Origin of the sequence: Propioniciclava sp. MC1683 (genome assembly GCF_014164675.1) — a bacterium.
Classification (GTDB): Bacteria; Actinomycetota; Actinomycetes; order Propionibacteriales; family Propionibacteriaceae; genus Propioniciclava.
On sequence record NZ_JACJFX010000041.1, the window covers coordinates 1 to 23,177 of the forward strand.

Annotated in this window: 24 protein-coding genes; 14 read left to right on the plus strand and 10 right to left on the minus strand. The window is 70.1% G+C overall.

Translation table 11 applies throughout. From position 1 onward, the window contains the following. The first annotated feature begins 257 nt into the window (after nt 1-257). From H5397_RS15430 to H5397_RS15440, 3 genes are all read left to right on the plus strand, one after another. Complete coding sequence (locus tag H5397_RS15430) at nt 258-407, plus strand: hypothetical protein (protein ID WP_182818510.1); 150 nt, start codon at nt 258-260, stop codon at nt 405-407. Between the two features lie 274 nt (nt 408-681). Further along, on the plus strand, nt 682-1,122 hold the full coding sequence (locus tag H5397_RS15435) for a hypothetical protein (protein ID WP_182818512.1): 441 nt from the start codon (nt 682-684) through the stop codon (nt 1,120-1,122). A 205-nt stretch (nt 1,123-1,327) separates the two neighbouring features. Beyond that, nucleotides 1,328-1,513, plus strand: coding sequence for a hypothetical protein (locus H5397_RS15440; protein ID WP_182818514.1), 186 nt, complete (start codon nt 1,328-1,330; stop codon nt 1,511-1,513). A gap of 235 nt (nt 1,514-1,748) precedes the next feature. Here H5397_RS15440 and H5397_RS15445 read toward each other — a convergent pair whose 3' ends face one another. The 3 genes from H5397_RS15445 to H5397_RS15455 form a co-directional block, all read right to left on the minus strand. Then, complete coding sequence (locus H5397_RS15445; RefSeq protein WP_182818515.1) at nt 1,749-2,051, minus strand: hypothetical protein; 303 nt, start codon at nt 2,049-2,051, stop codon at nt 1,749-1,751. 259 nt (nt 2,052-2,310) lie between these two features. Next, a complete protein-coding gene (ald, locus tag H5397_RS15450) occupies nt 2,311-3,408 on the minus strand; it encodes an alanine dehydrogenase (RefSeq protein WP_182818516.1) in 1,098 nt (365 codons plus the stop codon). A 4-nt stretch (nt 3,409-3,412) separates the two neighbouring features. After that, nucleotides 3,413-3,598 (minus strand): DUF5302 family protein, encoded by a 186-nt coding sequence (locus H5397_RS15455; protein ID WP_182818518.1) that lies wholly within the window; start codon nt 3,596-3,598, stop codon nt 3,413-3,415. 94 nt (nt 3,599-3,692) lie between these two features. Between H5397_RS15455 and H5397_RS15460 the strand changes: the two genes are divergently transcribed. After that, nucleotides 3,693-4,157: an NUDIX domain-containing protein gene (locus H5397_RS15460; RefSeq protein WP_182818520.1), complete on the plus strand. Its 465-nt coding sequence runs from the start codon at nt 3,693-3,695 to the stop codon at nt 4,155-4,157. Here H5397_RS15460 and H5397_RS15465 read toward each other — a convergent pair. Next, a complete protein-coding gene (locus tag H5397_RS15465; protein ID WP_182818521.1) occupies nt 4,154-4,495 on the minus strand; it encodes a DUF6054 family protein in 342 nt (113 codons plus the stop codon). The two genes, H5397_RS15460 and H5397_RS15465, sit on opposite strands and share 4 nt — an antisense overlap. A gap of 244 nt (nt 4,496-4,739) precedes the next feature. Here H5397_RS15465 and H5397_RS15470 point away from each other — a divergent pair, with 244 nt between their 5' ends. Beyond that, on the plus strand, nt 4,740-6,500 hold the full coding sequence (locus H5397_RS15470) for a DEAD/DEAH box helicase (protein ID WP_182818523.1): 1,761 nt from the start codon (nt 4,740-4,742) through the stop codon (nt 6,498-6,500). Between the two features lie 214 nt (nt 6,501-6,714). Continuing rightward, complete coding sequence (locus tag H5397_RS15475; protein ID WP_182818524.1) at nt 6,715-6,900, plus strand: flavin reductase family protein; 186 nt, start codon at nt 6,715-6,717, stop codon at nt 6,898-6,900. Between the two features lie 315 nt (nt 6,901-7,215). Here H5397_RS15475 and H5397_RS15480 read toward each other — a convergent pair whose 3' ends face one another. Then, the gene (locus H5397_RS15480; protein WP_182818525.1) at nt 7,216-8,085 is read right to left on the minus strand and encodes a carbohydrate kinase family protein; all 870 of its coding nucleotides are present in this window, start codon (nt 8,083-8,085) and stop codon (nt 7,216-7,218) included. Between the two features lie 503 nt (nt 8,086-8,588). Between H5397_RS15480 and H5397_RS15485 the strand changes: the two genes are divergently transcribed. Then, complete coding sequence (locus H5397_RS15485; protein WP_182818527.1) at nt 8,589-9,419, plus strand: hypothetical protein; 831 nt, start codon at nt 8,589-8,591, stop codon at nt 9,417-9,419. Nucleotides 9,420-9,469: 50 nt separating this feature from the next. Here the strand turns inward: H5397_RS15485 and H5397_RS15490 are convergent, their stop codons facing one another. Both H5397_RS15490 and H5397_RS15495 read right to left on the minus strand, forming a co-directional pair. After that, a complete protein-coding gene (locus tag H5397_RS15490) occupies nt 9,470-10,768 on the minus strand; it encodes an MFS transporter (protein WP_309224386.1) in 1,299 nt (432 codons plus the stop codon). Continuing rightward, a complete protein-coding gene (locus tag H5397_RS15495) occupies nt 10,765-11,193 on the minus strand; it encodes a MarR family winged helix-turn-helix transcriptional regulator (RefSeq protein ID WP_182818528.1) in 429 nt (142 codons plus the stop codon). The genes H5397_RS15490 and H5397_RS15495 overlap by 4 nt, the downstream gene beginning before the upstream one ends. 177 nt (nt 11,194-11,370) lie before the next feature. Between H5397_RS15495 and H5397_RS15500 the strand changes: the two genes are divergently transcribed. From H5397_RS15500 to H5397_RS15510, 3 genes are read left to right on the plus strand one after another with little or no spacing between them, the layout of a single operon-like run. Beyond that, nucleotides 11,371-12,303, plus strand: a complete 933-nt coding sequence (locus tag H5397_RS15500; protein WP_182818530.1) for a hypothetical protein — start codon at nt 11,371-11,373, stop codon at nt 12,301-12,303. A gap of 9 nt (nt 12,304-12,312) precedes the next feature. Then, complete coding sequence (locus tag H5397_RS15505) at nt 12,313-13,731, plus strand: TIGR01777 family oxidoreductase (RefSeq protein WP_182818531.1); 1,419 nt, start codon at nt 12,313-12,315, stop codon at nt 13,729-13,731. A 17-nt stretch (nt 13,732-13,748) separates the two neighbouring features. Next, nucleotides 13,749-14,516, plus strand: coding sequence for an IclR family transcriptional regulator (locus H5397_RS15510; RefSeq protein ID WP_182818533.1), 768 nt, complete (start codon nt 13,749-13,751; stop codon nt 14,514-14,516). A gap of 51 nt (nt 14,517-14,567) precedes the next feature. Here the strand turns inward: H5397_RS15510 and hutH are convergent, their stop codons facing one another. After that, nucleotides 14,568-16,127: a histidine ammonia-lyase gene (gene hutH, locus H5397_RS15515; RefSeq protein WP_182818534.1), complete on the minus strand. Its 1,560-nt coding sequence runs from the start codon at nt 16,125-16,127 to the stop codon at nt 14,568-14,570. Nucleotides 16,128-16,249: 122 nt separating this feature from the next. On the opposite strand from hutH, the gene hutU reads away from it, so the two are divergent. Genes hutU through hutG form a run of 3 tightly spaced genes read left to right on the plus strand, consistent with a single transcriptional unit; the run spans nt 16,250 to nt 19,978 of the window. After that, nucleotides 16,250-17,908, plus strand: a complete 1,659-nt coding sequence (gene hutU, locus H5397_RS15520) for a urocanate hydratase (RefSeq protein WP_375539463.1) — start codon at nt 16,250-16,252, stop codon at nt 17,906-17,908. Next, nucleotides 17,905-19,074, plus strand: a complete 1,170-nt coding sequence (gene hutI / locus H5397_RS15525) for an imidazolonepropionase (RefSeq protein ID WP_182818537.1) — start codon at nt 17,905-17,907, stop codon at nt 19,072-19,074. The genes hutU and hutI overlap by 4 nt, the downstream gene beginning before the upstream one ends. Then, the gene (gene hutG, locus H5397_RS15530) at nt 19,067-19,978 is read left to right on the plus strand and encodes a formimidoylglutamase (protein ID WP_182818539.1); all 912 of its coding nucleotides are present in this window, start codon (nt 19,067-19,069) and stop codon (nt 19,976-19,978) included. Before hutI ends, hutG begins: the two co-directional genes overlap by 8 nt. Here the strand turns inward: hutG and H5397_RS15535 are convergent. Together H5397_RS15535 and ctlX are read right to left on the minus strand one after the other, a co-directional pair. Next, complete coding sequence (locus H5397_RS15535) at nt 19,975-20,115, minus strand: VOC family protein (RefSeq protein ID WP_220492340.1); 141 nt, start codon at nt 20,113-20,115, stop codon at nt 19,975-19,977. The genes hutG and H5397_RS15535 overlap by 4 nt on opposite strands. Nucleotides 20,116-20,117: 2 nt before the next feature. Then, the gene (gene ctlX, locus H5397_RS15540) at nt 20,118-21,041 is read right to left on the minus strand and encodes a citrulline utilization hydrolase CtlX (RefSeq protein ID WP_220492341.1); all 924 of its coding nucleotides are present in this window, start codon (nt 21,039-21,041) and stop codon (nt 20,118-20,120) included. A 1,146-nt stretch (nt 21,042-22,187) separates the two neighbouring features. Between ctlX and H5397_RS15545 the strand changes: the two genes are divergently transcribed. Continuing rightward, nucleotides 22,188-23,090, plus strand: coding sequence for a tetratricopeptide repeat protein (locus H5397_RS15545; protein WP_182818541.1), 903 nt, complete (start codon nt 22,188-22,190; stop codon nt 23,088-23,090). Nucleotides 23,091-23,177: the final 87 nt, after the last annotated feature.

Consider the following 23,177-nt stretch of genomic DNA (forward strand, 5'->3'; position numbering starts at 1 on the left):
AACAGATGCCCTCCACCGTCCGCCGGTGGTCATTCCACGGACGGCCGCCCTTCGCGCCCCCACGCGGCATCAACGGCTCAATCCGCGCCCACATCTCGTCACTGAACTGAGGACTCCTGGTCACAAAGACAACCCTGACCCAAACCACCCAAATCAGTTACGCGACACGCCCTAGGTCACACCTGGGGCCGGCTGGCTCGTGCTCTGGACGCTTGCCTGGGCGGCGAGCCTCGCCGCTGCCCAGGTTTGGGCACCAGGTGATCTGGGGCCCGGAGCAGACGACGGCCAGCGTGGTGGCGGTCATGCTGAACGTCCTGGTGGGCGCCAGCTGGGTGATCTGCTTCGCACGCTTCATCAAGGCCCAGGACGATCTTTGGCGCAAGATCATGCAGGACGCGTGGCGGTGACCCTCGGGTCCGGCTGGGGACGGGGAAGTTCGACCCGAGCCTGCCGGTCGCCTTCCGACTGGCGCTGCTCTTCGAACTCCCGATCGAAGACATCTTCAGTTTCGAGCCCACGCCGTAGAGGCCGCTGCGACACGGCACACGGTTGGGTGGGTTCAAGCCGACCATCGGATGGAAACCGACCCGCCCGGCTTGCCCGGTGGCGCACAATGGCTGATCGGGCCTCCACACGTCGGCCCGAGGGAGTTGATCAGCCATGGGAGTCCACGCGCAGAGCGTGACAGCGACCGTCGATCCGTCGATCGTCTGGGAGCGCTGGACCGAGCCCGAGTTCTGGCCGCAGGACGACGCCTCGATCCTGCGGGCGAAGCGCAACGGCCCCCTCGCCAAGGGTGCGGTCGGCGTCGTGCGCTGGAAGAAGGGCGGCCGCTCGACCTACCGCATCGTCGAGGTTGACCGTTCAGCCCTGCGCTTCGTCACCGAGACCAAGCTGCCGCTGGCCACCGTCACCTATGAGCGCGAGTTGGCGCGCCCCGAGGTTGTTTCGGACGCCGAGGGCTCAGCCGACGTCGACCCCGACGCTCGTGTGCTGACCCACCGGCTCACCATCAAGGGCCCCCTGGCCAAGGTCTGGGACCGCTTCATCGGCCGGCCCATGGCCGCCGAGCTGCCCAAGGTGCTGGACAACATCATCGCTGCTGCGAGTGTCACGGACTGAGGCGTTGAACCCGTAACTGTTTCGGAGCGGGCCTTCCCTGCGCCGAGAGCCTGTGTTCCCTGCGCCGAGAGCCTGTGTTCCCTGCGCCGAGAGCCCGTGCTTCTTGCCGCGGGCTGCCGGCTGACAAACTGCTCGCCAGAAGGGCACACTGGAATTGTCAGTGGCGACTTCTAGCCTGTGATCCACATGAAGGAGGCGAGAAGACATGGGTACTGCAACCGTCGAAACCTTGACTCGCGAACAGGCGAACGAAGAGCGGGCGAAGCTCCTTGAGGCACTGGGGGAGTCGCTGGTCGACCTACGCGAGCGAGCCGAGGATCACCTCTTGGATCCCGAAGAAGTGGCCCGATGGCGACGGGTCGAGGAACTGACATGGCTGCTCGGCGAGTGAGCGCGTCCTCCCTTCAAGAACAGGCGAACGACTTCGCCGCCAGCATCTCCCGGGTTGTGTCGGCGTTCACGGGCGTAGAGCATCCGTTTGTGGCCACGGCACTCGAGGATCGAGTTACGGTCCGGTACGCGCCGGCGAGGCAGGCCGGAGGCGCTGGGATTCCGCTGAAGGTAGAGGGTGACCTCCTCCTGACTCTCAACGTGACGTTCGACTGCACGTGGGATTCGAAACAGCACTACTTGGCCGTGGAGAAGTCCGACGTTGCGGTGTCCCCACTGGCACGGATCACCAAGGAGCCACTGTTCGTTATGAGTTCGCCCGGTCGATGACTCCAGGCGTGCCGTGCACGCACCTTCAGGTTCATGCGCACAGGGACTCCTTCACGCACCTGCTCGGGCACGCCGGGGAACGCAGCCGGCGTGCCAAGCGTCGTGTCCGGCGTGATCTCGAGCAGATCCCGGCGGTCAGCGAATTCCACTTCCCGCTCGGTGGGCCACGATTCCGCCCAGCTCTCGAGGACATCCTTGAGGTTCTGCATGAGGAGTTCGGTCTGGATATAGGAGCGAGCTGGTCTGTGGTTCGGGATGAGGCTCGGGCTGAGTGGCGCAGGCGGCAAGTCGGAACAGCGGTGCGCGATGCGCCAGAGGAGGCAGTCCGCGTGCTTCGTGAATTGGGCTACCACGTCTCGGGGCCACCGGTTCCAGAACGCATCGACAAACTGACGATGCTCTGATTGGCACGAGTCATGACACCGCCGCCCGCGCTTCGAGCGCGGGCGGCAGGCCTGTGTTTGCTGATCAGGCCTTCGCGGCCGGGAGGTCGGGGAACGCAGCCACCACGCCTGGGTGGGTGAGGCGTCCGGCATGGGTGTTGAGGCCCTCGGCCAGGGCCGGGTCGGCGTCCGCGGCCTTCGCCCAGCCCTGCTCGGCGATGCGACGCACGTACGGCAACGTCGAGTTCGTGAGCGCCCACGTGGAGGTGTTCGGCACCGCGCCGGGCATGTTCGCCACGCAGTAGAACACCGAGTTGTGCACCGTGTAGGTGGGGTCGTCGTGGGTGGTCGGGTGGGAGTCCTCGAAGCAACCGCCCTGGTCGACCGCCACGTCGACGAGCACCGAACCCGGCTTCATCTGCGACACCATCTCGTTGGTGACCAGCTTCGGCGTGCGGGCACCCGGGACGAGCACCGTGCCGATCACGAGGTCGGCGGCCAGCACCTGCTCGCGCACGGTGAGGGTCGAGGACAACAGGGTGTCCACGGCGTCGTCGAACTTCCACATGATCTGGCGCAGCTTGTCGAGATCGGTGTCGAGCACCGTCACGTCAGCGCCCATGCCGAGCGCGACGGCCGCCGCGTTCTGGCCCGCGATGCCGCCACCGAGGATGACGACCTTCGCGCTGGGGACCCCAGCCACGCCGCCCATCAGGACCCCGCGTCCGCCCTGTGCCTTGAGGAGCGCGTGCGCACCCATCTGGGGAGCCAGACAACCGGCCACCTCGGACATCGGGTAGAGCAGCGGCAGCTGGCCGTTGGGCAGGCGGACCGTCTCGTAGGCCACGCCCGTCGTGCCCGCGTCGAGGAGCGCCTCGGTGAGCGGGCGGTCGGGCGCCAGGTGCAGGTAGGTGAACAGGACCTGCTCGTCGGTGAGGAAGTGGAACTCCTCGGGCGTCGGCTCCTTGACCTTGAGGACCAGCTCACCCGACCACGCGGTGTCGGTGTCGACGATCTGCGCGCCGACCTTGGCGTAGTCGTCGTCGGTGATGGACGACCCCAGGCCGGCGTCCTTCTCGATGAGGACCTCGTGGCCCGCCTCGACCAGGTCGAGCACGCCCACGGGCGTGATCGCGACGCGGTACTCGCGGACCTTCGTCTCCTTCGGGATCGAGACCCTCATCGGTCTAACCCCCGGCCTTGCGCCGGAACGTGCGCTTGCCCCCCTGCTGACCGTGGGGCCCACCGGCCGCCTTCGCACCGCCTTGCGCGCCCGCCGCACTGCCGTGCTGGGCGTTCTTCTTGGCCTCCAGGGCAGCCTTCATCTGCTCCTTCGGGTCGACGACCTTGTCACCGTCCTTGGCTTCACTCATGCGCCCACTCTGGCACATGGGGGCGACACGCGGGGGGTCAGGGGCCGGGGAGGCGGTCGTGGAAGTTCGTCGGGCGGTTGGGCAGGATGGGTCCATGGCTCTCCACAGTGCAGGTCTCCTGCCGTTTACATTGGTGGATGGCCAGTTGCGGGTTTTCATCGTGCACATGGGCGGTCCCTTCTGGGGCCATCGCGACGACGGCGGCTGGTCACTGGCGAAGGGCATGTACACGCCCGGCGAGGAGACGCCCGAGGACGCGGCCCGGCGCGAGTTCTCCGAAGAGGTGGGCTGCGAGCCGCCCGAGGGTGAGCTGATCGACCTGGGTGAGGTCCGGTTGTCGTCGGGGAAGCGGGTGCGCGGATTCGCCGTCGAGGCGTCCGAGGACCTGTGCTTCGTCGAGAGCAACACCTTCGAGGTGGAGTGGCCGCGGCGGTCCGGTCGGTTCCGCACCTACCCCGAGGTCGATCGCGCGGACTGGTTCGACGTCGAGGTCGCCCGCACCAAGGTGACCCTCGGCCAGATCCCCCTGTTGGACGCCCTGGCCCGCATGGTGGGTTAGCTGCCCTCCGCGTAGGCATCGATGACCTGAGCGGCCTTGTCGAGCCAGGTCATCTCCCCGATCGGGAGCACCTTGAAAAAGCTTGCCTCGGTGCCCCCGCTGGTGATGACGCTGGCGTGGAGCGTGCCCCGGTGCTCGGCCAGCGAGAGCGCCATGCTGACGCGGTTGCCGCCGAACATCGAGTAGCGCTCGTACACCCGGAACGCCGTGCGCACCTCGCCGAGGGTGAGGTCCGTGCCGTCCTCCGCGGTGGCGGAGATGCTGCCCATGATGTTGTCGTGGAAGTAGGGCAGGAAGCTGCTGATCGACCCGGGGAATGACCGCTCGTACTTCGCCATGGGGCCAGTGTGCTCGCGTGGGCGACCCTGTGCAGGCTGTCGGCGGACGGAGGGCGGGCTCTCGGCGCAGGGAATGCAGGCTGTCGGCGCACAAAACCCAAGCCCTCGGCGGCTAGAACTGAAGCCCTGGTCGTGCCTCCCGCTCCGCCGTGGCGCAACACGCCCTCTCCGGTGTTTGACCCGATCGCTCGGGGGAGGGCTAGGGTCGGGGTCCTATGTCTTCCCCGAGCACCCCCGCGCGCGCATGAGCCAGTCGGCGTTCGACCGGCTCGGTCCGGCGTTCCCGCAGCGCGCTCCGTGGGGAACGGCGACCAAGCTGCGCGCCTGGCAGCAGGAAGCACTCGACCTCTACCTCAGCTCCGCGCCCCGCGACTTCCTCGCCGTCGCCACCCCCGGCGCCGGCAAGACGACGTTCGCGCTTCGGGTGGCGTCCGAGCTGTTGCACGCCCGGGTGGTGCGCCGCGTGATCGTGGTCGCCCCGACCGAGCACCTCAAGGTGCAGTGGGCGGACGCCGCCGCGAAGGTCGGCATCCAGCTCGACCCGGGGCTGGGCGGGCGCAAGCGCGGGCGCTCGCGGCAGTACGACGGGGTCGCGGTCACCTACGCCGGCGTCGCGGCGGCGATGCTCAGCTACCAGACCATGACGGCGAACTTCGACACGCTGGTGATCCTCGACGAGGTCCACCACGCCGGCGACGCCCTGGCCTGGGGCGACGCGGTGCGCGACTCGTTCCAGTACGCGACGCGACGGCTGATGCTGACGGGTACGCCCTTCCGCTCGGACGAGAACCCCATCCCCTTCGTCACCTACGTCGAGGGGCGCGGCGGCGAGAAGGTCTCCCGCGCCGACTACACCTACGGCTACGCCGAGGCCCTGCGCGACCACGTCGTGCGCCCGGTGGTGTTCATGAACTACGGCGGGCCCATGCGGTGGCGCACCAAGTCGGGCGACACGGTCGAGGCCAACCTGGGCGAGCTGCTCACCAAGGACGTCTCGGCCCAGGCCTGGCGCACCGCCCTCGACCCCAAGGGGGAGTGGATCTCGGCGGTCCTGCGGGCCGCGGACAAGCGGCTCAGCGAGGTGCGACGACACGTCCCGGACGCCGGCGGCCTCGTCATCGCCACCAACCAGACCAACGCCCGGGCGTACGCGCGCGTGCTGGAGTCGATCACCGGGACCAAGCCGACCGTGGTGCTGTCGGACGACGCCGGTGCGTCTGCGCGGATCGACGAGTTCTCGGCGTCGGACGAGCGGTGGATGGTCGCGGTGCGGATGGTGTCCGAGGGCGTCGACGTGCCGCGGCTGGCGGTCGGGGTGTACGCGACCGCGACGTCCACGCCCCTGTTCTTCGCGCAGGCCGTCGGGCGCTTCGTGCGGACCCGCCGCCGCGGGGAGGTGGCCACCGTGTTCCTGCCGACCGTGCCGATCGTCCTCGCACACGCGTTCTCCCTGGAGCGGCAACGCGACCACGTGCTGGGGCGACGGAGGGCGTCCGAGGAGATGGACGTGTGGGCCGAGGCCGAGGCCCTGCTGGAGGCCGCGAACCGACGCGAGGCGGCGTCCGACGACCTGATGGGCGCGTTCGAGGCGCTCGACTCGGCGGCGACGTTCGACCACGTGCTGTTCGACAGCCAGCAGTTCGGGATGCACGCCGTGCCCACGTCGGACGACGAGGCCGACTACCTCGGCCTGCCCGGGCTGCTCGAGCCCGACCAGATCACCCACCTGCTGCGCGAACGGCAGCGGCGGCAGGTGCGGCGGCACGAGCGGTCAGAGCGGCGGGAGCGCGTGACGCCCGAGGTGTCGCTGCACCGCGCCCTCGCGGCCCGCCGCAAGGAGCTGAACACACTGGTGTCGCAGTACGCGCGCGTGAAGGGGGTACCGCACAGCCACGTGCACGCTGAACTGCGCCGCCAGTGCGGCGGACCGGCACTGGCGGCGGCGACCACGGACCAGGTCGAGGCGCGGATCACGATGATCCGGGGTTGGCACGGCAGGGGCTGAGGCCTGCCCGGGGTGGGGTTGACGGGGGCAGACGTCCCCCATAACAGCGTTTGCGTTGCGTTTACGCGCGGGGTGCAGGCTGCCTGCAGATGTCACGGGGTCAGGCAAGCTGGCCGGCTCGGCGTCAACATCCTCGCCGGAGGTCAGGATGACATCGCGCTGAGGTTCGCCCGCCGCGATCTGCCCGACCGGTTCAAGAACCTTGGACTGGCGCTTGGACCACGACCTCCCCCGCATCGACGGGACCGTCGCCTGGCTGCGCTGCGAGCAGGTGGAACTAGTGCCCGGTGGTGACCACACCGTCGTCCTGGCACACGTGGACGAGGCCGCCGTGACGGGTTCCGCGTCCCTGACCTATCACCTGCGCAGCTTCCACGACCTCGGCCCCGCCGCCGGTTGAGCCGACATGAGATGGCACTACGCCATCCGATGTCGATTTCGGCCCGTTCCAGACGGGCGGGACGGGCATCACGCGGGTCGGGGTCGGGTCCATGGGCAGCCAGACTCAGTTTTCGACACCGGCCGCGGGCTCGTTCCTCGCCCGGAGGCCGGACTCAACCAGCGGGGGCCGGGAAAGCCGGGCCCAACCAACCCGCTCATGCAGCTCGACGGCGCGGGCGACTCCTGCGACGAGGCGCTGACCTACTTGGAGGAGACCGTCGGTGACGCCGCCTCCGACAACTCCGCCCCTCCTGACGTGTGGACCCAGCCCACCCTACGTGGTGGGCACCCCGCCCGTGCGGCCGTCCTTGATCCCGGGGCCGATGTGGCGGGTGACCAGCGCGCGCGTCGCCTGCCGTGCGCCAGCGGCCAGTGCGTCAGGGGTGGCCTCCCCCGCCAGGACGGCCGCCATGACACCTGAGAAGAAGGCGTCGCCCGCACCATTGGTGTCCACCACCGCGCACTCCTCAGCGTCCTGGCGGTGCTCCTGGTGCCCGGCGTCGACGGCGACCGCGCCCGCGGCGCCACGGGTGCAGATGGCGAGACTGACACCGTCGTCCACGAGGCGGTGGAGGAACGGGAACGGGTCCGGGAGGTTGTCGTCGCTGCACTGGACGACGGTGGCGGCCCGCCAGAACGGCTCGTGCCAATCAGACTCGGGCGGTACGTCGTGCAGGTCCGTCCACACTGGCAGATCGCCCCGGCGCAGGGTCAGCGCCAACTCCCGCGTCCACGGCGCAAGGTCCAGCACGACGGCGCGGGCGTCGGCCAGCCCGGCCACAGGCGGGACGGGCGTCGTCGCAGGCGCAACGGTGTAGACGGAGACACGCTTCCCCGCCGCGCTCATCAGGTTGATGTGGTGTTCTGTCGCCGCCGTCGGCAGCGCCTCGACGGCGACGTCGGGCAGCGACCCACGAATGTGCGCCGCGGCGTCGTCGTCGGCCAGTAGGGTCATGAGGACCACCGGCACGCCGAGGTCGTGGAGGTGGACCGCCTTGCCCGCCGAGGTGCCGCCGACGGTGTCCCAGCACTCGTCGGCCACGAGCATCTGCGTGCGGGGCTCCGGCAGTTGCCCGAGCCGGACCATCGTGTTCCAAGCCGACGGCCCCAGCACGCGCACGGGCCCTTCGCGTGTTGCGATCACGGTCGCCTCCAATCGTCTGTGCCCACGGTAGCTGGCGGCGGTGACAGAAAGGGATGAGGGCACCCTCGGCCTGCTCGCGCAGTTCCTCGGCGCCCTGACCGTGGGGCATCGCGCCCTTCGCCCTCTGCTCGCTGGTCATCGCCGACGACTTCGTCATCCGTCGCCGCCACCCGGCGCCCACCGTTGCCCTCTTTTCCTCACCACGGCCGCCAACCTTCGCGTCGATCCGCCAACCGATTTCGCGTGGGCCGACCCTGTCGGGCTGGCGTCCCCAAACACGGTTGGCGTCTCGGACCAAGCGCTGGCGAGTTCACCCAAGCGTTGGCGTGTTTGGGTGACCGACGGCGTAGCCTCGACGGTGGGCCGCCAGGGAGGCGGCGGGAGGAGGGCAATCATGGACGGACGCGCGCTGCAGCGCCGGGCGTCCGAGCGCGCCAAGCAACTCCCCGGCTCCTACCTCGACCACCCCTTCGGCGACAGACATCGTGGCCATCGCCGACACGATGACCCTCACGTCCGCCGAGATGGCCGTCAGCCTCGACTGTGGTGAGGACGGCGACGGCCTGGGCGTCCTCGCGGCGGGTGACAGCCTCACCTGCACTTACAGCGTGGACACCAGCTCTGCGGCTGCCGGAACCAATGACGTCGTGGTGAGCACCCTGATCCGTGACTACGACGCCTCTGCGAACGTGGCCTGGGGCGCTCCGAGCGCCCAGGTGAACGAGACCGTCAGCCTGACCGACATCGGTGACCTCAGCGGCACCAAGACCGACACGTTTACCGCCCCCGCCGGCGGGACGCTGGAGTACTCCGTGCCGCTGGCGTACGCCGACTACGGGCAGGCCGAGTGCGGCACTCGCACCTACGGCAACGTGGCGACGCTGACCGGTGACACGGTCGACCTGGAGGCCTCAGCCGACGTCACGGTCAAGGTGCAGTGCCTGGTCTTCGACGACGAGACCGCGTGGGCGGCCGGTTCGCGCTACACCAAGAAGGGCAACTGGGCGACCTACACCCCGTACGCCGGGGTCGAGAAGACCGTGGACCTGTTCGCGGGCCAGACGATGGACGCCGGTGACGTGACCCTGTCCGCCGTGGTCGACGGCAAGGTCACCATCACGGTCGACCTGGCTGACGGCTGGGACTTCGCGGCTTCGCCCGAGAACCTGAAGATCATGGGCTACAACAGCGCGCCCGGCGGCAACCCGGATGTCGGCAACTTCGCCTACAAGATGGAGTGCTCGGGTGACTCGTGCTCGATCACGGTCGACGTGTTCACGTTCTACGGCATCCACGTCGACGTGGGCCGCTGGATCCCGGACCCGAACCTCTGATCGGGTTCGCCGCCCCCATGAGACCCCGGTGAGTGTCGTCGCGTCTGGGGTCAGGCCTCTTCTGGGTCGAGCTGGGCCGGCTCGGGGACGCCGCGGAGCTCGCGCCAGCTGGGCAGGCGCCAGTCGTTGCGCTGGAGCGCGAAGAACATGCCCACCATGAACGCCAGGGCGGTGGCGATGGCGCCGATGAGGACGGTCCAGCGGGCGCCCCAGGCGTCGCCGATCCAGCCGATCATCGGGGCGCCGAGGGGCGTGCCGCCGAGGAAGATCATCATGTAGAGCGCCATCACGCGGCCGCGCATGACCGGCTCGGTGGTGAGCTGCACCGAGGCGTTCGCGGTGGTCATGACGGTCAGGGCGGTGAGCCCGACCGGGATGAGGAGGATCGCGAACAACTCGTAGGTCGGGGCGAGCGCGAGAGCGAAGGTGGCGATCGCGAAGCCCATGAGGGCGCCGAGCATGGTCGACAGGCGTGGGCGCGGCCGGCGGGCTGCCATGAGCGCGGCGGTGAGTGAACCGACCGCCATGATCGAGCCGAGGATGCCGTACGCGTCGGCGCCCTTGCCGTACACCTCAGTGGCCATGAGGGCGTTGGTGATCTGGAAGTTCATCCCGAAGGTGCCGAGCATGAAGACGATGAACATGACCAGCTGGATGTCGGGGCGTCCGGCGACGTAGCGGATGCCCTCGCGCACCGAGCCGCGGCCGCGGCGGATGGGGGCCGGGGTGAGCTGGGAGGGATCCATGGCGAGGAGCGCGAGGATCACCGGGATGAACGTGAACGCGTTGATCAGGAGGCTGGGGCCGACGCCTGCAACGGCGATCATCAGACCGGCGACGGCCGGGCCCACGAGCCGGGCGCCGTTGAAGCTGGTCGAGTTGAGGCCGACCGCGTTCGGGAGGAGCTCGGGCGGCACCATCTCGGAGGCGAACGCCTGGCGGGTTGGGTTGTCGACCGCGGTCACGACGCCCTGGAGGAAGGCCAGCACGTAGACGTGCCACAACTCGGTGACGTTGAACACGACGAGCAGGGCGAGGGTGGCGGCGTTGAGGGCGAGGAGCACCTGGGTCCAGACGAGGATGATGCGCTTGGGGAACCGGTCGGCGACCGCGCCGCCCCAGGCGCCGAACAGCACCATCGGGAGGAACTGCAGGCCGGTGACGTAGCCGACCGCCGAGGCGGAGTGGTCGGTCAGGATCATCAGCACGAGCCAGGTCTGCGCGATGCGCGCCATCCAGGTGCCGATGTTCGAGATCAGGCCGCCCCAGAAGAACAGCCTGTAGTTGCGCAGCCTCAGGCTGGCGAACATCGGGGTGCGCGCGGGCGCGATCGTGGGGGTCTGGGTCACGCGTGGATCACCTTCTGGAGGATGTCGGTCGCCTCACGGAGGACCTTGAGTTCGTCGGGGGAGAGCCCCTGGAGGCGACGGACCATCCAGTCGTCGCGGCTCGCGCGGGTGCGCTGCACCATCTCGGCGCCAGCCTCGGTGAGGGAGAGCAGGTGGCGACGACCGTCGTCGGGGTCGAGGGTGCGCGCGACGAACCCCGCCTCGACGAGGCTGTTCACCGTGCGGGTCATGCTCGGGGCGCTCACCTCCTCGATGCGGGCCAGTTCGCCGGCGGTGCTCGCGAGGCCCATCGACAACTTGGCGAGCGCGCTGAAGTGGTGCGGCGGGATCTCGTGGCAGTTGTCGAACCGCACACGGCGGCTGACGTGCTGGCACGCGATGCGCACGTCGCTGGCGAGGCTGAGGAGGGGGTCACGGTCGGGCATGATTGCTTAGCCTAGCTCATTAGCTGAGGTAATCAAATGGAGAGTGGTGGTTTCTCTCCAGGGGATGGAGGAGGCGCGGCTGGGTTGAGCGTGACTGGGTGTCCGGGCCGCCATCCTCTGGAGAGAAACCACCACTCCCGTCGGAGCACCTGACAGGACCCGCCTAAACCAAGGGGCATGGAGCACGCGTGGCGTCGGGCCCTCGAGGCGCGAGACGGGTTGATCGTCCGGCGGGAGCACCCATCGCTGGGTTCGGCGTTCGATCGCGCCCTGCGACAGGGGCACATCGTGCCGGTGCTGGCCGGCATCTACCGGGACGCCGCTGCCGAACTGGACCTCGCGACCCGAATCCGGGCCGCCCTCATCATGGATCTCAACGCGGTGGTCGTGGGGGAGGCGGCCGCGACGCTGGGGTGGTGGCCCGACCGGGCCGCGACCACGGTGGACCTCGCGACCCGGGGTCGCCCTGCAGACGGGGACGGCATCCGCTGGTGCCGGCGTCAGATCCCGCTCGACCTCACCGTCGACCGCGGCGACGTGCGGTTCACCGATGCGCCCCTCACCGTGCTCGACCTCCTGCCCACGCTCGGGGGCACGGTCATCGACGAGGCGCTTCGCCTGAGGGCGGTCACGCTCGGCCAACTCGAGACGGTGTTCGCGGGGCTCCCTGTCCGGCCCGGCGATGCTCTGCGCCGGGCCCTGCTCGACGACTCGCGGGACCAGCCCTGGTCCGAGGCCGAGCGGGAGTTCCAGCGCCAGAACCGCGACCTCGACCTGCCGCACGCCCACCGCACGAACCACCCGGTCACCCTTCCCGACGGCACGGTCCGCTTCCTCGACTACGCACTGCCCGACCTCCTGCTCGCGTTCGAGGTCGACGGTTGGGAGACCCATGGATCCAGGGAGGCCTTCCTCCGGGACCGGGACTCCGACGCCCAGCTGGCTGCCTTGGGCTGGCAGCGCATCCGGTTCGCCGCCACGACGATCTTCGACGACCCGGAAGGCGTGAAGGCGACGGTGCGCAGCATCGTGGCAGCCCGCGAGGGACTGTTCCGGGGGCTCCCGGCGGCGTCACGCCCACGCGCGCGCAGGCGGGGTGGGCGCACGTAGACTGAGGGCATGCCCGTCTTCGAGCGCACCAGCCGGTACCCGTATCCGCGCGCGAAGGTGTTCGCGTGGCACACCCGGCCGGGCGCGTTCGCCCGGCTCAGCCCTCCCGGGATGGTCACGGCGCTGAAGCCGCACACGGACGGGATCAACGTGGGATCCGAGGCTGAGCTGCTCATCAGCCATCCCCTCGTCGCCGGGCTGCTGCCCGACATCCCGCGCCCGGGCGCCCGGAAAGGGGCCCCGATCGGGGTGCGGTGGCTGGTCCGCCACGTCGAGCTCGTCCCCAACGAGCGGTTCGTCGACGAGCAGGTGCGCGGTCCGTTCAAGTCCTGGCGCCACGAGCACCACTTCGCCGACGGCCCCGGTGGGTCGACGATCATCACCGACCGCGTGATCTGGGAACTCCCCGTCACCCTCCCCGGGCGCCTCGACCAGGCCCTCGTCGAGATGCAGCTCGACGGGCTCTTCGCGTTCCGTGAGCGCCAGCTCCGCGACGACCTCGACCTGCACACCCGCCTCGCGGCCAGCCCGCGCCGGGTCGTCGTCGCCGGGGCATCCGGTCTCATCGGCACCCAGCTCTGCGCGCTGCTCACCTCGGGCGGGCACAAGGTCACCCGCCTCGTCCGCACCTCGGCGAAGGGCAAGCCCGACGCCGCCCGCTGGGACCCGGCCGCCCACAAGCTCGACCCCCGCATCCTCGAGGGGGCCGACGCCGTCGTTAACCTGTCGGGCCACTCCATCGGCGGGCGGTTCACGCGCGGCCACAAGGGGAAGGTCCTCACGTCCCGCCTCGATGCGACCGCCACCCTCGCGGGCGCCGCCGCCGAGGCGCGCGTCCCGACGCTGGTCCAGGCGTCGGCGATCGGCTACTACGGCCCGCGGCGTCCGAACGAACTGCTCACCGAGGACTCGGCGCCCGGCGACGGCTTCCTGGCCGCCACCGTCCGGGCCTGGGAGGCCGCCGCGCAGCCGGCCGCGGATGCCGGCGTCCGGGTCGCACTGCTGCGCACCGGCATCGTGCTCAGCGAGGGCGGGGGAGCGCTGGCACCCCAGGTGCCGCTGTTCTCGCTCGGGGTGGGCGGACGCCTCGCCGCTCCCGACGCGTGGTTCAGCTGGGTCGGCCTCGACGACGTGGCGCGGGCGTACGTGCACACGATCCTGACCGACGTGGTCGAGGGGCCCACCAACCTGGTCGGGCCGCGCCCGGTCACGCACCAAGAGTTCGCCACCACCCTCGGCCGCGTGCTGCACCGGCCGGCGGTCGTGCCGACGCCGGCGATCGGCCCCAAGCTCGTGCTCGGCGCCGAGGGCTACGACGAGATGATCGACACCGACCAGCGGGTGTCGGCGGCCAAGCTGGGCGAATCCGGGTTCTGGTTCGCGCAGGGCACCCTGGCCGAGGCGCTGCGGCACGCGCTCATGCGCTGACCGGACGCCGCGACGAGATGGCCTCCAGCGCGTCGCCCGCCGTGGGTCGGGCCCTCGACATCCTGACCCACCTCGCCCGGCAGACCGGGGCGGTCGGGGCGTCCGCGATCGCGCGCGACCTGGGCCTGCCCCGCTCGACGACCTACCACCTGCTCGCCGTGCTCGAGGAGCGCGGCTTCGTGCTGCGCCTGCCCGAGTCGCGCGGCTGGGCGCTCGGTGCCTCGGCGTACGGGCTGACCAGCGCGTACACCCCGCACGAGGGGCTCGAGCGGCTGGCCCGGCCGGTGATGCGGGCGCTCGCGGCCGAGCAGGGCGTGACCGTGCACCTCGGGATCCTGCGTGGCCCGCTCACCCTCTACCTGCTCAAGGAGTCGCCCGCCGGAGCCACCGACGAACCGTCGCTCGTCACCGCCGTGGGGGTGCTGCTGCCCGCCCACCTGACCGCGTCGGGAAGGGCGATCCTGGCCCAATTGCCCGAGGCGACCGTGCGGGCTCTGTACACGCGGCCGGGCGACTTCGTGTCGCGCACGGGGCGCGGGCCGCGCGGTCTGGGCGACCTGCTGGGCGAGCTCGGCCCCGAGCGGGCGCGTGGGTGGTCCGAAGAGGTCGAACTCGTCACGCCCGGCCTGCGCTCGGTCGGAGCCGCCGTGTTCGACCTGCACCGCCAGCCCGTCGCGGCGCTGAGCTGCACGTGGCGGGCACGGGTCCCGGCCCGGGACGCCGAGCCGATCGTGTCCGCCCTGCTGGCCGGGGCGTCCGAGGTGTCGCGCCGGCTGGGTGGGTGAGAAGCAACCAAGCCCTGGGCGCGTGAAACCCAAGCCCTCGGCGCGGAAAACTCAAGCCCTCGGCGCGTCCCGCGGCGGTAGGGGGCCGGTGACGGACGCCGCGGCCTCGACGAGGGATCCTGCCGCGACCAGGCCCACCACGGACTCGATCTCCGGGGCCAGGAACCGGTCGGTGCCGGGGCCGGGGACGTGTTCGCGAATGCGCGCCACGACGGCCGCCGTCGCGGGGGCCGAACCCAGCTCGCGCAGGTCGAGCGCGCGGGCCGCGGTCAAGGCCTCGCCGGCCAGTACCCGGGTAAGCCCGTCAAGCGAGCGGCGCAGCTTGCGGGCGGCGTGCCAGCCGAGGGAGACGTGGTCCTCCTGCATGGCTGAGCTCGGGATCGAGTCGGCCGACGCCGGCACCGCGAGGCGCTTCAACTCGGCGACCACGCCTGCCTGCATGTACTGCAGGATCATGTGTCCGGAGTCGACGCCGGGGTCGTCGGCCAGGAACGGCGGCAGCCCGTGGTTGCGCTTGGCGTCGAGGAACCGGTCGGTGCGGCGCTCCGACATCGAGGCCACGTCGGCGACCGCGATCGCGAGGAAGTCGAGCACGTAGGCGACCGGTGCGCCGTGGAAGTTGCCGTTGGACTCCACGCGCCCGTCCGGGGTGACGACCGGGTTGTCGATCACCGAGGCCAGCTCGCGCTGGGCGACGAGCATGGCGTGCACCAGGGTGTCGCGGGCGGCGCCGGTGACCTGGGGGGCGCAGCGCAGCGAGTAGGCGTCCTGGACGATCGGGCAGTCGGGGTCGTCACGGTGCCGCTCGACGATCGGCGACCCGGCCAGCACCGCGCGCATCGTTGCCGCCGACAGCCCCTGCCCGGGGTGGGGGCGCAGGGCGTGGAGGTCCTCGGCGAACACGCGATCGGTGCCCATCAGGCCCTCGACCGACATCGCCGCGACCACGTCGGCGGTCGTCAGCAGCGAGGCCAGGTCGTGGCAGGCGAGCACCAGCTGGCCGAGCATCCCGTCGGTGCCGTTGATGAGGGCCAGCCCCTCCTTCTCGGCGAGCACCAGCGGTTCGATCCCGACCTCGGCCAGCACCTCGGCAGCAGGACGTCGTGCGCCCGCGGCGTCCCGCACCTCGCCCTCGCCCATGGCGGCGAGCGCGCAGTGCGCCAGCGGGGCGAGGTCGCCCGAGCAGCCGAGCGAGCCGTACTCGTGCACGACCGGGGTGATGCCCGCGTTGAGCAGGGCGGCGTAGGTCTCGACCACGACCGGCCGGACGCCCGTGCGCCCGCTCGCCAGCGTCGACAGCCGCAGCAGCATCATCGCCCGGACGACCTCGCGCTCGACCTCAACCCCTGACCCCGCCGCGTGCGAGCGGATCAGCGACACCTGCAGCTGGGCTCGCTTCTCGGGGGCGATGTGCTTGGTTGCCAGCGCCCCGAACCCGGTCGAGACGCCGTAGACCGGGCGGTCCGACGCGGCGAGTTGCTCGATGTGGCGGCGGGTGGTGGCCACGGCGTCCAGAGCTTCGGGTGCCACGCGAACGGGCGCGTCGTGCCTTGCCACGGCAACGACGTCGTCGAAGCTGACCGGTCCGGTGCCGACGGTGACCTCATGCATGCCGACGAGTCTGACCCACGGGTCAAGGGGGCGTAGCGGGTGGGGGAGGGTGTGTCTCGAATCCGAGACGGGAGGCGGGTGGGTGCTCGCCGTGCCGCCGCACGGGGGTGACCATGAGGGGCATGGCGAAGACGATCCGCGCCCCCCGGGGCCTCGACCTGACCACCCGCGGCTGGCAGCAGGAGGGCGCCCTGCGCATGCTCATGAACAACCTCGACCCCGAGGTCGCCGAGCACCCCGAGCAGCTGGTGGTCTACGGCGGCTCCGGCAAGGCGGCACGGTCGTGGGAGGCGTACGACGCGATCGTCCGCACCCTGCAGACCTTGGACGCCGACGAGACCCTGCTCGTGCAGTCGGGCAAGCCGGTGGGCGTGTTCCGGACCCACGAGTGGGCGCCGCGGGTGCTGATCGCGAACTCCAACCTGGTCGGTGACTGGGCGACGTGGGAGCACTTTCGCTCGCTCGAACGCGAGGGCCTGATGATGTACGGCCAGATGACCGCGGGGTCGTGGATCTACATCGGCACGCAGGGGATTCTGCAGGGCACCTTCGAGACCTTCGGCGCCGTCGCCCGCAAGCGCTTCGGCGGCACCCTCGCCGGCACGATCACCCTCACCGCCGGCCTCGGCGGCATGGGCGGCGCGCAGCCGCTGGCCGTCACCATGAACGAGGGCGTCGCCCTCTGCATCGAGTGCGACGACTCGCGCATCGAGCGCCGCCTGGAGCACCGCTACCTGGACGTCCGGGCCGACGACCTCGACCATGCGATCGCGCTGGCAAATGAGGCGAAGGCGTCCCGGACGCCGCTGAGCATCGGGCTGCTGGGCAACGCCGCCGAGCTCGTGCCGGCGTTGCTGGAGCGCCACCGCGCTGGCGATGTGGAGGTCGACGTCGTCACCGACCAGACCTCCGCGCACGACCCGCTGATGTACCTGCCGATCGGGGTGCCGGTCGAGGACATGGCCGAGCGCGCGGCGTCCGACCCCGAGGGCTTCACCCGCGACGCCCAGGCCTCGATGGCCGCCCACGTGGCGGCGATGGTCGGCTTCGCGGATGCGGGCGCGGAGGTGTTCGACTACGGGAACTCGATCCGCGACGAGGCGCGCAAGGGCGGCCTCGAGCGGGCATTCGACTTCCCGGGGTTCGTGCCGGCCTACATCCGGCCGCTGTTCGAGGAGGGCAAGGGGCCGTTCCGCTGGGCGGCGCTGTCGGGCGACCCCGAGGACATCGCGAAGACGGACGCCGCCATCCTCGAGCTGTTCCCCGAGGACGAGCACCTGCGCCGCTGGATCACCATGGCCGGCGAGCGCGTCCATTTCCAGGGGCTGCCGGCGCGCATCTGCTGGCTGGGCTACGGCGAGCGCCACCGGGCCGGGCTGAGGTTCAACGAGATGGTCGCCGCCGGCGAGATCGGGCCGATCGCCATCGGTCGCGACCACCTCGACTCCGGTTCGGTCGCCTCGCCCTACCGCGAGACCGAGGCCATGGCCGACGGCACGGACGCCGTGGCCGACTGGCCGCTGCTGAACGCCCTGCTGAACACGGCGTCCGGGGCATCGTGGGTGTCGATCCACCATGGCGGTGGCGTCGGGATCGGCCGCTCGATCCACGCCGGGCAGGTGTGCGTCGCCGACGGTTCGGCGATGGCCGCGCAGAAGCTCGAGCGGGTGCTCACCAACGACCCCGGCACCGGCGTCATGCGCCACGTGGACGCCGGTTACGAGCACGCCCGCGAGGTGGCTCGCGAGCGCGGGGTGCGCATCCCGATGATGGAGGGATGATGTCGCTCCTGGTCGACCACATCGGCGAACTCGTCACCAACGACCCCTCGGTTGGGGAGGGCGCGCTCGGTGTTGTGCGTGACGCCGCGCTCGTCGTCGAGGACGGCCGGGTCGTGTGGGTCGGGCCGTCGGCGTCCGTCGACCGCGGCACCGACGAGGTGTTGGACGCCGCGGGTGCGGCAGTGGTGCCCGGCTTCGTCGAGTCGCACAGCCACTTGGTGTTCGCCGGGGATCGCGCGGCGGAGTTCGCGGCGCGGATGGCGGGGGAGTCGTACGCGGCCGGTGGGATCCGGACGACGCTGGCGGCGACCCGGGCGGCGTCGGACGGTGAGCTCGGCGCCAACCTCGTGCGGCTCGCCGCCGAGTACCGCCGGCAGGGGACCACCACGCTCGAGGTGAAGTCGGGCTACGGCCAGACCGTGACCGACGAGTCGCGGTCGGTGCAGCTCGCGGCCCGATTGGCCGACGAGGCCACCCTGCTGGCGGCGCATGTGGTGCCGCCCGAGTACGAGGGGCGTGCCGACGACTACGTGCGGCTCGTGGTGGAGGAGATGATCCCGGCCGGGGCTCCGCACGCGCGCTGGGTCGACGTGTTCTGCGAGCGCGGGGCCTTCGACGCCGACCAGTCACGGGCGGTGCTGTCGGCGGGCCGGGCCGCCGGGCTCGGGGTGCGGGTGCACGCCAACCAGCTGACGGCCGGTGACGGAGTGCGTCTGGGCGTCGAGTTGGGCGCAGCCTCGGTCGACCACTGCGTGCACCTGACCGACGCCGACGTCGAGGCTTTGGCCGGCTCGTCGACCGTGGCCACGCTGCTGCCCGGGGCGGACTTCTCGACCCGCGGCCCTTGGCCCGACGCCCGACGGCTGCTCGATGCGGGGGTCACCGTGGCGCTGGGCGCCGACTGCAACCCGGGCACCTCGTACACGACCTCGATGCCGTTCATCGTGGCGCTGGCCGTCCGCGAGCTGTGCATGACCCCCGCCGAGGCGCTGTGGTCGGCCACCGCCGGCGGGGCGCGGGCCCTGCGCCGGGACGACGTCGGCCACCTCGGCGTCGGCGCCCGCGCCGACCTCGCCGTGCTCGACGCGCCCTCCTCCCTGCACCTGGCCTACCGCCCCGGGGTGCCGCTGGTGCGTGACGTGCTCAAGGACGGACGCCGTGGCTGACCGCGCCTTTGTTCCTTGGGCGGGTCGGGACGACGGTCCCGGGCCCGAGCACGCCCGCTGGCACGCGGTGGTGCGTGGCTGGGTGCCGGGAGACGCGTTGCCCGACGGGGCCGTCGTGCTGGTGGGCTTCGCCTCCGACGAGGGGGTCCGCCGCAACGGAGGCCGTGTGGGGGCCGCCGCGGGCCCCGCTGCGCTGCGGCAGGCACTGGCTTCATTGAGCGACCCCGGCTGCCCCGTGTTCGACGCCGGCGATGTGGTGGTCGACGACGGCGACCTCGAGGGCGGGCAGGTGCGCCTCGGTGCGCTCGTCGCCGCGGTGCTCGACGCCGGCGGCCTGCCGGTGGTGCTCGGTGGCGGCCATGCCGTCGCCTATGGGTCGTACCTCGGCTGGGCCGGACGCCCGGGTTGGGGGGTCCTCAACGTGGACGCCCACTTCGACCTGCGTGTGTCCGACCGCGCGACCTCGGGCACCCCGTTCGCGCAGATGGCCGCCGACGAGGCGTCCGCGGGCCGAGACCTGGCCTACGCGGTCGCGGGGATCTCGCGGGCCAACAACAGCCGCGTGTTGTTCGATGCCGCCGAGCGGCTGGGCGTCGAGGTGCTGCTCGACGAGGACTGCACGCCCGCCACGGCCGGCGCGGTCGCCGAGGAGTTCGTCGCCCGCGTCGACCGCGTCCACCTCACCCTCGACCTCGATGCGCTGCCCGCGTCGGTCGCGCCCGGGGTGAGCGCGCCGGCCGGGTTCGGGATCAGCCTCGACAGCGTGAGAGCCGTGGTCCGGGCCGTGGTCGGGTCGGGCAGGCTCGGGCTGCTCGAGGTCGCCGAGCTCAACCCGTCCTTCGACGTCGACGGCCGCACCGCCCGCACGGCGGCGCGGCTCGTCGACCTGGCGGTGCGTGCCTAGCGGGCCTCGGGGTCGGGCTGGTGGATGCCGATGGTGTTGCCCTCGGTGTCGAGGTAGTAGCCCTGCCACGCCATGCCCGGCAGCGCCATCTTCGGCAGCGAGACCTCGCCGCCGTTGGCGAGGGGTTGCCGTGGCAACCTCAGCGCCGGGACAGGTGGATCCCCGCCAACATGCAGCGCACCGAGCCGCCGGCGAGCTCGATGGTGGGCACGTCGATGGCCACGATGGGTGCTGACGCCTCGATCCGCTCGCGCTGCTCGGGGGTGTACGAAGCGGCCGAACGCGCCGAGCAGGCGTAGAACCGGCCTGCCGAGCCGGTGAGCTCCATCCCGTTGCCGGCGAACTCGGTCACCTGCTGCCAGGAGATGTCGATAACGTCGCGGCCAGCGTCCCGGAGCCGGGCCACGATCTCGTCGCGCCGCTTGGCGCCCGTCATCACCTCGGTGCAGAGCAGGGCGAACTCGGTGCCGATGCTGAGAATCACGTTCGTGTGGTAGATCGGGTGGCCCGCCGGGTCGCGGTTCTCGAAGACCATCGGCTCGAACCCGAAGTGCGTGCAGAACCGCTCCAGGATGATGGGGTCGGCCCGGGTCGAGGCGCCGACGTAGGCGACCCGCTCGGCGTGGTCGAGGATCATCGCGCCCGTGCCCTCGAGGAACAGCCCGTCGGCCTCCAGCCCCGAGTAGTCGATGACCTCCTGCACGCGGTACTCGCGCTTGAGCATCTCGATGACGTCCGACCGCCGCTCGCCACGGCGGCTGGGGGCGGCCATCGGGTACATGGCGATGCGGCCGCCCTGGTGGGTCGAGAACCAGTTGTTGGGGAAGACGGAGTCGGGCGTGTCCCGGGTCAGGTCGTCGAACACGTGCACCCGGACGCCGTGCTCCATCAACGTGCGCGCCACCGCGTCGACCTCCCGCAGCGCGCGGGCTTCGAACGCCTCGGCGTTGATCTCGGGGCGGGGCAGCTGGAAGGCGTTGTCGGCGGCGGTCTCGGGGTTGGGCGTGAAGTGGTGGGGACGGACCATCACGACGGCCGACGGGGCCTGGATCTGGGTGCGCACGCCCCCATCGTGGGCAATGCGAGGCGGCGTGTCCATTGCCGCAGGAACGGACACGCCGCCTCGTCAGGTCAGCCTTCGATCGGGGTGGGTCCCGGGGGTGGGACGGGATCACTGGGCGGTGAAGCCGCCGTCGACGACGATCTCGGAACCGGTCATGAAGTTCGCCTCGTCGGAGGCCACACCCTGTTGGACGTCCGAGCAAGCGGCCAAGCGGCCCTCATCCCCTTGGGCGCCCATCGGGTGTGCTCGACTCTGCCGACGGGCGTGTGGTTACTCAACTGCCCATGGTCGTGACATCGCTCTCATGCCCATGGTCGTGACATCGCTCTCATGCCCAGTTGCGGACGCCGTCGTGGCGGCTCGTGCGCTCACCCACACGCGGATGAGCACAACGCCCCCGGTTCAACTCATGTTGAGCGGCGGGTCAAGCTCGTTGAGCGAGCCGCTGTCGAAGGGATCTGAGCACCTCGAGACGCGGGTGACATCGTCTGGCAGACTGCTCCCAATCAATCATCGATGGATGGGGCGCTAGACTTGGCTCTCGTCGTTTCAGGGCGCATTGCGCACCGGCACCTACAGCCAGACGCGCTGCGCGGCGTCTTGGAGAAGCACTTGCCAACGCTGGCGGTCGGGATTCCTGATTTCTTCGTGGAGCGAAGTGTGTGTCGGATCGAGTTTTTTTTGCAACACCACGACCTCCCTAGACTACACCATCACACTCAAATCCGGCGGCGTCGCAGCTCCCGCCGCTGTCGCCTTACTGATAAGGGAAACCGACAATGTCAATTCCGTAGTCCTTTCTGCACTTCGCCAGAATGGCGCAGCTGACATTGAATACTGCTTGCTGGAGGATGACCGATCGCGCACTTCGCTGCTTTCGTGGAGTCCGGACCCGTCACCGCTGACCAGTCGACCAGCTAAGGTTTCCTACCTACTTTGCGTCAGCGTACTCCTGCTGGGGATATTCCTTATCTATAAACAATTGCAGGAGCCGCCACAGCCCGGACGTGATTTCAATATCCTATCGCTTGCTCTCACGTTGGGCCTCCCCGCGCTTACGCTGCCCTTGCCTTTCGTGTTCGAGCATTTAAGGCCTCGGAATAGAACTCGCTGGCTCTTCGCGGGCGGAAATGGTGGAGTATAATCATGAATTTCCGGGAAGCCCATGACGCAGCAGTGGCGGCCGTAAGCTCTAAGCTGGCCGCGCTCGGATGGCGAACGGTGGACGAGGTCGCTCCTGGCTCGGTGCAGCCTGACTTGGTCGCCTCCAACAGTGAAGGCGATCTCCTGTGCTTGGAGTTGAAGTTGGGCGACCGACCGCTGCATTCGCAGACTCTGAGTCAACTTCTGCGCATGCGAGATGATCTCTCCTCTAGCTGGCCGGGTCGGGCTACGGTTGCGTTGGTAACTAGCCAGCCAATTAGCGGGCGCCTTAAAGCCGCAATGCTGACGAGCGGAATCGTGCTAATCGAAGTTGCGTCATCGGAAGAAGCGGCTGTCCGTGTGGCTGATCTCTCCGACACCCTTACGGATGTGGCTGTCCGCGAATCTGGTGACGCCGTCGCTGGCTTGATGACTAAGGCGGCGATCGCTATAGAGCGCGGCAATTGGAAGGAGGCGGAAGCCGTATACAGGGCGTTGCTCAATCGGCAAACCGTGGCCTTGGGAACGCTCCACCCATATGTCCTAGAAGCGTCATATCGGCTAGCCCTTCTGATGGGTGATATGGGCGACCTCGGGGGTGCTCGGGCGCTGTACGAGCAGCTGTTGGCCGACCAGCAAAGGGTATTGGGGAGCGAGCACCCCAACACCTTGGCGACGCGCTACAACTTGGCCGGGCTGATGCGCGATATGGGCGACCTCGGGGGTGCTCGGGCGCTGTACGAGCAGCTGTTGGCCGACCAGCAAAGGGTATTGGGGAGCGAGCACCCCAACACCTTGGCGACGCGCTACAACTTGGCCGGGCTGATGCGCGATATGGGCGACCTCGGGGGTGCTCGGGCGCTGTATGAACCGCCTCAGGTTTGGTGCCGCTTCCTTTTGAGTTGAAAGGATGGCGTCATGCCAAAGATGATCGATCCCCAGGTGCGTGAGCGGGCCGTGCGGCTCGTGCTGGAGCACCGGTCTGAGTATCCG